Origin of the sequence: Methyloglobulus morosus KoM1 (assembly GCF_000496735.2) — a bacterium.
Classification (GTDB): Bacteria; Pseudomonadota; Gammaproteobacteria; order Methylococcales; family Methylomonadaceae; genus Methyloglobulus; species Methyloglobulus morosus.
The window spans coordinates 1-8,691 of sequence record NZ_AYLO01000168.1 but is presented as its reverse complement, the minus strand read 5'-3'; the positions used below and the strand labels follow the sequence as shown (position 1 = coordinate 8,691).

Below are 8,691 nucleotides of genomic sequence, written 5' to 3'. Positions count from 1 at the left end.
TATTTTCTTATAATAGACGTAGACTGTATCGATTATCACCGGGCTTGTCCAACAACCGGTTCAGATTGTGGTTCGCTTCGCTCTCACAATCTAACCTTATTCGTTAGATGACCCAGTAGGCACCTAGTGCATAGAAAGTTGCAACAGGGAAATTGAAATTAAAGCGACCAAAGAATACGCCACAAAATGGCCTTGAGTTTTTCCTCTCGAAGCGGTTGTCGGATTTTTATCGCTAATAATACATGACAAAAATTAGCTCGCATTACCCTCAGACAATAAAGACAAATTACTGGTACGTTGCATGGCAATTGATACGGCAGCGGCACGCGTAACGACGCCCAGCTTTTCAAAAATATGTTCCAGATGCTTATTGACCGTTCGAGGGCTGCCGCCCAATATCATACCGATTTCTTTGTTAGTTTTGCCCCTGGAAATCCACATCAGGATTTCTGCTTCACGTGAAGTCAGCCCTAATGAATGTTTAACGCTATCGATATTCCAATGGCCTGAGTGTTTTTCCATCAGTAAGAGATATTCATCGGCATGACAGCAAGGGATGAGTTTTGCCGAGAAATGAAATTCGCCCTTAATGCTCTCAAACGGCATGAAGTCGTTGGTGTCCGGTTTGCCCATTTGGGCTTTAACCCAGCTGATCATCGAAGCCGGTAGCAGCGTTTCAACCTTGATATCATCAAGAAGCAGGTGTGCCAATACAAAATCGTTTAACCAGTGGGTAGCGGCTTCGGGCAGCCAAGTGATTTTGCCGTTGGCGTTAATAGCCAGTGCACAGTATGGACCGTTATTTAAAGCATTTTCCGCACGTTGAATATTTCTTGCCTGGATCAATTGCGCTTCGACCCTGGCAAGCACTTCGGGGGGGCGTATCGGTTTTACCATATAATCCACGGCCCCTTCCCCAAAACCGCGCAGTAAATCATCCAACTCGCTTAAAGCAGTCATAAATAGAACCGGAATATGGGTTGTTTTAGGGTTGGCTTTTAATCTGTTGCAGGTTTCAAATCCATTAATGCCCGGCATCATGACATCCAGCAAAATAATATCCGGCCTTAGGTATTCAATCTGTTCCAGGGCGGAGCAACCGTCCGTGGCCACCAGAACCCGATAACCGGATTCCGACAAGGTATCGGACAATAAAGCCAGGTTGTCAGGGGTATCATCAATAATCATGACAATACTGTTAGGATTAGCTAATACTTTGGTCATAGTCATTGGATTTTTCTGTCGTTATCGTTAGCATTTTTCTTAACTCTGCAAGACGGAACTCGCTACTGAGCAGCAAGATGTCCTTAATAAAATCCTGGCAGCTAGGGTTGCTGTCTTGAACTTCAGTTAAATACTGATTAAGCCCTGATAGGTCACCAATGCGGACATAAGAACTCATTGTATCCAACAACGCTGGTGGAGGTAAGTAGCGGTGTTTTGGTGAAGTTGATTTTTGGGTTATTAACTTGTTGACAGGCATAACCCAGTCGATTTCTTGGTAAATCCAAGTCAAGCCAAGCTGGGTTTTCAGCTTATTTAGTAACTTTGTAACCTGCAATGGTTTGGATAAAAAGTCATTGCAGCCCGCATTGACAGCATTCACCCGATCCGATGGATAGGCATTTGAAGTCAAGACTATGATAGGAAGCGTATAACCCTTTTGGCGAAGGCATTGGGCAGTCTCAAGACCGTCCATTTCCGGCATGGACAAGTCCAGTAGGATCACGTCGGGTTGGGCATCATCCACCCTATCTAAGCATTCTGTCCCAGTGCTAGCTTCTTCCAGATGAAACCCCAAGGGCTCTAAAATATTCCTGATTAACAGGCGATGCTCCAACTGATCGTCGACGATCAGTATATTTTGTGTCCTTTCCTGATAACCGGTAATGGCATCTTGCTGGTTTTTCTCGAGTTCAGCACCCAGATTGGCCAAGTAAAGCCGAACTATAAAGGTCGATCCTTGATTAGGAATGCTATCGACAGTCAATTCGCCACCCATAATTTCAGCCAATACTTTGCTGATCGTTAAGCCCAAACCGCTACCGGATACAAAACTATCATTTGCAATCTGGGTAAACGGCTGGAAAATGTTTTGCAACTGTTCCGGTTCAATACCCGTTCCAGTATCAATGACTTGAAAAGTGGTCACACCGCAGCTGTAGCCTACCCGGAATATCACTTCGCCCTTAGCGGTGAATTTGATGGCATTGCCCAGCAAATTAATCAAAATCTGACCCACCCGTTTTTCATCTCCGCGCACCCGTTGCGGCAGCGTGTTCATAATCTGGCAGCTAAAAGCCAAGCCCTTGTCTTCAGCTTGAGGTTTGAAAATACTCAGCAGATGTTCGATAAAATTGGGGAAATCTATAACGTCCTTATTTAATTCAAATTTACAGGCTTCAATTCGGGCAATGTCGAGAATGTCTTCAATTAATGAAGATAAATGTTCACCGCTTCGTTTTAAGATTTCTACCGCTTGCCTTCGATGGGCAGGGATAGTCGGGTCTTTATGCAAGATGTAGGCATAGCCAATGATGCTATTCAATGGGGTGCGTATTTCGTGGCTCATATTGCTAAGGAATCGGCTTTTCGCCGTGTTTGCCTTGTCCGCCGCTTTGGTGGCTTCTTGTAACTTGGCATCGGTCCTTTTATGTTCCGCTATTTCCATCAATAGGCGTTGTGTTTGTTTGGCGGTTTCTTCGTGGGCGACCCGTCGGCTTTCGTCATTTAAAATCAACCACCAGGTACATAGCCCGATAAATACCAGCAACGAGGAGTAAACCTTGACAAAATTCCATAATAATAGATTAAAGGTAGGCAAATTATGTTCAGTGGCCAGTAAATCCTGGTAGTAAATAATGCCAACAAATGCACTGGTCAGGACAGTAAGGAACATAAATAAAAAACTAAACCGTATGAAGCGCAGCCGCGCTGTCAAGGTCAGTCGTTTTGGCAAGTAGGTGTCTGCGAGTTTTTCCAGATAATCATCCAGCCGAAAACCTGGTTTGCAGGCATCCAAACAGCTTGAATCCAATGTGCAACAAAGTGAGCAAATACTGCCCCTATAAAAAGGGCAATAAGCCATATCTTCTTGCTCGAAATGATTGGCGCAAATGCTGCACTGGCTGAGCTTGCCTTGATTTTTATGCGAATGGTAACGGGTCAGGTAGCGTTTTCGACCATAAAGCTTTGCTATACAAGGGCTCAAGAGGAACGCCACTCCCAAGGCTATAAATGCCGAGAATGCTTGGGCATACTCGCCAAACAAACCCAAATAAGCCAGAATCGAAATAATTGAGGCAAGCAGGGTAGAGAGAGTGCCGACCGGGTTCAGGTCAGGCAAATAAGCGCGTTTAAACTCAACGGTTTTTGGGCTGAGATGTAAGGGTTTGTTTATCAATAAATCGGCGGCCACTGCGCTGATCCAGGCGATCGATATATTGGAAAACAAACCTAAGACTTTTTCCAAGGCGTTAAAGACACCGAATTCCATCAGCAAAAGCGCGATGGAAACATTGAACAACAACCAGACAACCCGCCCCGGATGGCTGTGGGTTAAGCGCGAGAAGAAATTCGACCATGCCAACGATCCGGCATAAGCATTTGTTACATTAATTTTGATTTGCGAAATGACGACAAACAAAACCGTCACCGCCAATGCCGCCTTACTTTCAAACAGGCTACCATAAGCAACCAGGTACATTTGCGTCGGTTCATGGGCATGTGTGGGCGAAATACCGTGACGGATGGCAAGATGCGCGAGTAAGGCTCCGCCTAGCTGCCGGAGCATGCCAAATATAATCCAGCCAGGGCCTGCCGTCAGTGTTGCTGCCCACCAGCGGAGCCGATTTTGTTGGGTGAGTTCTGGCATGAATCGGAGAAAGTCCACCTGTTCGCCGATTTGTGCAACCATCGAAAATGCGATAGTTGCCGCACTACCAAACAATAACCAGTTAAAGCCTTGACCGCTCCCGGCAATCCAGAAGTACGTTTCCAGCGTCATCATGGCTTCAGGTTCGTGCATATAAACGGCGACGTAAGGCGTTACCAATAACAACAGCCACAGCGGTTGCGTCCACAATTGCAATCGGCTGATGGCGGTGATGCCGAAAGTGACCAACGGAATGACAGTGATTGCGCTGATAATATGCGCGATGGCAATGGGTATTTGAAAGTACAACTCGATAGCCAACGACATGATCGACGCTTCAAGGGCAAACAAAGTAAACGTAAACGAAGCATAAATCAGCGATGTCACTGTCGATCCAATATAGCCAAAACCTGCGCTACGGGTTAGCAGGTCAATGTCAATGTTATAGCGGGCAGCGTAATAGCTGATTGGTAAGCTGGTGATGAAGATGATGATGCCGACAGCCAGAATTGCCCAAACAGCATTGGTAAAGCCATAATTGATCGACAAAAAACCGCCTATCGCCTCCAACACCAGGAAAGAAGTCGAGCCGAAAGCCGTATTGGCGACTTGGAATTCCGACCATTTACGGAATGTACGGGGCGCAAACCGCAATGCATAATCTTCCATGCTTTCGTTTGCCACCCAAGCATTATAATCGCGGCGTATGCTAGAGATATTGGGACGGATACTGATTGCCTCGGATAGTGTTTATGGACAAATCCAGTAACTCCAGCAATAAATGCGCCAAGCAGCACTATATACAATTGCCCGGATTGCAGCTTAAAACCAACCGCTAGATCGATAATTAATGCTAAATTGGTGCGTTATTGCATCTTTATGGTGCATAACGATGCGGCTAACGCCTTAATCGCTTGAAAGATAAGGAGGGTCAATCCACCAGATCAAAAATCAGGGAAACAATCGCGCTTTTGATTGCAGTCGCCGCGACCTGAAGGTTGGCTTGTTCATCGCCATTCATTTCAGGGTGTAAATGGCGAATGATACCGCTTCGACCGACTACGACCGGAATACTGAAACAGTTATCCCTAATGCCCATCCACTCGGTGAATCGTGTGGACAAGGGCATGGTACGGTTTTGGTCAAAAACGATGGCTTCAACCACCATGCAGGTTGCGGTCGCGATAGCATGGTCGGTATACCCCTTGAGGCGAAAAACTTCAAATCCTGCTTCGATAACTTGAGTGAAAAGTTCTTGATGGCGAGGGGTGTCTCGAATGCGCTCACCGCCCGCTTCTGCGCTACTCAGGATGGGAAATTGATTAGGGCCGTGTTCGCCAAGGATATAGGCGCGAAGGTCATCGGGATGGATATGCAATTCCTGTGAAAGCAAGGTACGGAAACGGGCGGAATCAACCAAGGTGCCGACTCCCATAACGCGATTAGGTGGGAAACCCGATAATTTCGATGCCGCATAAGTCATCGCATCTACGGGGTTGGTGACAATAATCAGTACGGCATTTGGGTTATTGGCGGCTAGTGTGGGAATCAATTCCCTGAACATGGCGGKGTTATTTTTGCCCAGTTGCATACGGGAGGTGATTATCTTATCTTCGATAGGTACGGATGCAGTGATGACAATGATGTCGGCGTTCCTGAGCTGCTGATTGGCACAGGCTTCTATTTGTATCGGGCGTGCACAAAATGCCAAGGCATGCTGCAAGTCAAGCACGTCTCCTTTGGCTTTTTCAGGGTTACGTCCCGCGATAATCAAATGGTCGCAAAATTGCTTGAGTACCAGCGCGTATGCAATGCTGGAACCCACCCGTCCTGTACCGATGACGGCAATTTTCATGGTAACCTCGCTTTATCTTTAGTTATAAGAAGTTAAGGCCTGCATTTTCCTAAGTTGGTCACTATGTTGGCCTGATGCCACAGCTTTGGTGTTAGTTGCGTCTTGGAATGAATCGGCAATGCAATCGATCATCCAGCGAAATGTGTTGTCACATTCTGATACGCAATCACGTATCGGATCTTTTTTAGGGGTCCAGATAAATTGCAGCTAGCTTTAACATCTTGCAATTATCCATCGCGAGTTAAGATTATTGCTCACTGAAACACCCGCCTTGTCCCCTGGAGAAAGATGGCCGTGCCCCAGATCTGAAAACCTTAAAATTTAAGTCTTATCGACAGGGACATCTGCCTTTACCGATTTGAATTGGACAGACGCCCCCAAGAGCCCGAGAACGAAGAAAGCCGTCCCTACAAGGGTGAAACGAAGGTTTGTCTCTTGGATGGTCAAGTCGTCGGTAGCATAAAGCATAATAATGACGGCGACTGATCCCCACCCAAGAAAACGTAACACAGCGGCCAGAATAAGTTTTCCTAGAGTCTCTGATTTGCTTACAGGCGTGTCCATTCTGTAAGCCACAAAACCGCACATAAGTGCCGGCAGAATTCCCCATCGCATGTGCTGAATAAAACTTTCCAGAAAATTGAAGTTATCTTTGTAGTAAGTTAGCTCGAGAATAAGCGTCGATGCCGCCGTGCTGACAATAAATACCATTATCATCATTGCCATATAGAACCCGTAGTTCAGGTCGGACGGTTCCCGTTGACGTCTGAAGGCGAGCGTCCGCAATATAAAGACGAGCGTTATCGGGAGAACATACATCAAAATGGCATAGGCAACCCAGCGGAGCGTGGTGTAATCAAAATGCGCCAGCGGTTTGTCGGGAAACAGGAAAGCATTGTGCAGGGACACCGAAATCTCTCGACCCAACATGACCCCGACAGCGGTGGCGGCTGTGAAAATCAGGACATATTTATAGGTGTGCTGCAGCGGGGTGTTGTGGACGTTGCCGCCGAGTCGCTTTACGGTCGCCCATATTTCATCCTCGCTTGCACTGCCGAAGACGACAAGAGAGGCGAGTAAGCGGCTGAGCAGGCCGGTCAGGTGGTCCAACTCCTTTATCAAGTTTACCGTTTTGGTATAGTGAGGTTCCCCATCTTTCCAGACGGCAACTTTTTCCGACATGGCATTGTAGGAAATGCAGATTTCCCCCCATTTCAGCGACGGTTCGGCGAATAAGCGGCGAAAGGAAGATTGGTTGGCGTAACTTTGTATTTGGTCGAAAAGAAGGCAATTGTGGGCCCATTTATACTCGACTGTGGCGCTGGATTTTTCGAAATCACCGGAGTCGATACTCGATACCAGCAGGCGATTGCCGATTTTTTCTTTTAGGTTATCGTCGACTGCCGATAACCTCGATTTTACTAAAGCATTATAGACTTCAGCCGCTTTTGTCGGTATTGCAAAAGCGTCATGGACGCCGTCCCTCAAAATAAGCAAGGGATTGAACTTGCTTTCCCAGGCAATAAGAAAAAGAAACAGTCCGGCGAAAATCAAAGGCATGATCGTGGTTCCGTCCAAACCATATAGGAGATCAACTAATTCCCAAGAGCGTAGATTTTTCACGATGAGCGCCACCAGCGGTTCCAAGGACAGCAACCTCGAAGTCAGTAGCCAGTAAAGTGCCGCCATTGACAGGCAATAGGATGCGATGCCCAGCCAATAAATGTTCCTGCGGGTAAAGTATTGGGGAAGCGTCGGTTCAGCACCTAGTTGAATCCGGCGTTTTTGGAAGGATCGATAGGCGAAAAAGAATGCAGTTCCCGTTCCAAGAGACTGCACAGCAAAGTTAATCAATAGTTCGGCAGTCATCGCGCAGATGTTCCTCTGTATTTCGTGGTTTCAAGTTTGGAAAAACTAAATTTCCGCTAGATTGTAACCGCGCTTATCAAAATATTCTGGATGTTTTTTAAGATAGGGCGTACTTGTTAAGGTTCAATCAAACTATAGGCTTGTTTTCCCAATAGCTAACCAAGGTTGTTCATGTTTGGGCTTGGCTAAAGGCCAGCCATAATAATCAAAGACTTCAAGGAAATTTTCCTATTTGGGGTTGTAAACCCAAAATGACTTAAAAGATTTCCAAAAATCCTTGGCTATGTGCGCTAAGGATTGCCAGTTATGTTTTGCTGTTGCTGATGAGGTGGTAGTAAATCTTCCAGAAAAAAGGCGGACAGTTCTGTTCGACCTGTCATCCCGGACTTCCTGTAAACCGCGCGGGCTTGGTCGCGTATGGTGCGCTCGCTTGCATTACGCACATGGGCAATTTCACCATGGCTAAGTCCTTTTAGCATCAGCATCCCAACTTCGGCTTCCGCTCGGGTTAGTTGCCAGGTATCAAACTGTTTTTGAATTTGCATCGACAAGCCGGAGATGAGCTCGCGGTTTGTTTCACGCCATTGTTGCGCTTGTTGATGTGCCAACGCCAAATCTTGCTTGAGCAAATGGATTTTAGATTGCGTCAATTGAAAATAAAACCGCCCAAAATACACAACACCCACTAATGAAAGTATCAGGATCAGCACTTCTATTAGCAAATGCCTTAAGGCGACGCCTTCTTGGTAATCGTTGGCGATATCCAGCGTAATCAACACTAATATAATCGCACTGAGCATAGTGGCCCATTGACTAAACCGCTTGTTGTCCCTAGTAAGTTGATCGTCATTAATTAATTTCATAATTAGTTGCCTTTACGTCGGATGACGGATGCGAAAGGAGTCATTTTAACGCACTATAGGCTTCGCTTAATCTGTATCCGACAACTGACGAGGAATAAACATCATGGCAAATAAACAACTGACTGTTAAAGTATGGGATCCATTGGTCCGTATTGGGCATTGGACTTTAGTGATTGCATTTTTTACGGCTTATTTTACTGAAGACGATTTTATGGCCCAACATATTTGGG

General features: G+C 46.2%; 5 protein-coding genes. All 5 read right to left on the bottom strand.

Annotated features, from left to right (window positions below; all coding sequences use genetic code 11):
- Nucleotides 1-252: 252 nt before the first annotated feature.
- Entirely contained in the window at nucleotides 253-1,224 is a 972-nt protein-coding gene (locus MGMO_RS18330; RefSeq protein ID WP_036308928.1) for a response regulator transcription factor, read from the bottom strand.
- Complete coding sequence (locus tag MGMO_RS18325; RefSeq protein ID WP_023496584.1) at nucleotides 1,205-4,543, bottom strand: hybrid sensor histidine kinase/response regulator; 3,339 nt, start codon at nucleotides 4,541-4,543, stop codon at nucleotides 1,205-1,207. Before MGMO_RS18325 ends, MGMO_RS18330 begins: the two co-directional genes overlap by 20 nt.
- A 262-nt stretch (nucleotides 4,544-4,805) precedes the next feature.
- Nucleotides 4,806-5,729, bottom strand: coding sequence for a malate dehydrogenase (locus MGMO_RS18320; RefSeq protein ID WP_023496583.1), 924 nt, complete (start codon nucleotides 5,727-5,729; stop codon nucleotides 4,806-4,808).
- A gap of 321 nt (nucleotides 5,730-6,050) precedes the next feature.
- Nucleotides 6,051-7,598, bottom strand: coding sequence for a hypothetical protein (locus MGMO_RS18315; RefSeq protein WP_023496582.1), 1,548 nt, complete (start codon nucleotides 7,596-7,598; stop codon nucleotides 6,051-6,053).
- Between the two features lie 290 nt (nucleotides 7,599-7,888).
- Complete coding sequence (locus MGMO_RS18310) at nucleotides 7,889-8,461, bottom strand: helix-turn-helix transcriptional regulator (RefSeq protein WP_023496581.1); 573 nt, start codon at nucleotides 8,459-8,461, stop codon at nucleotides 7,889-7,891.
- Nucleotides 8,462-8,691 lie beyond the last annotated feature (230 nt).

Bases quoted from the DNA above. Each gene is read 5' to 3' on its own strand.
- MGMO_RS18330 (WP_036308928.1), bottom strand. From the start codon at position 1,224: ATGACCAAAGTATTAGCTAATCCTAACAGTATTGTCATGATTATTGAT.
- MGMO_RS18325 (WP_023496584.1), bottom strand. From the start codon at position 4,543: ATGGAAGATTATGCATTGCGGTTTGCGCCCCGTACATTCCGTAAATGG.
- MGMO_RS18315 (WP_023496582.1), bottom strand. From the start codon at position 7,598: ATGACTGCCGAACTATTGATTAACTTTGCTGTGCAGTCTCTTGGAACG.
- MGMO_RS18310 (WP_023496581.1), bottom strand. From the start codon at position 8,461: ATGAAATTAATTAATGACGATCAACTTACTAGGGACAACAAGCGGTTT.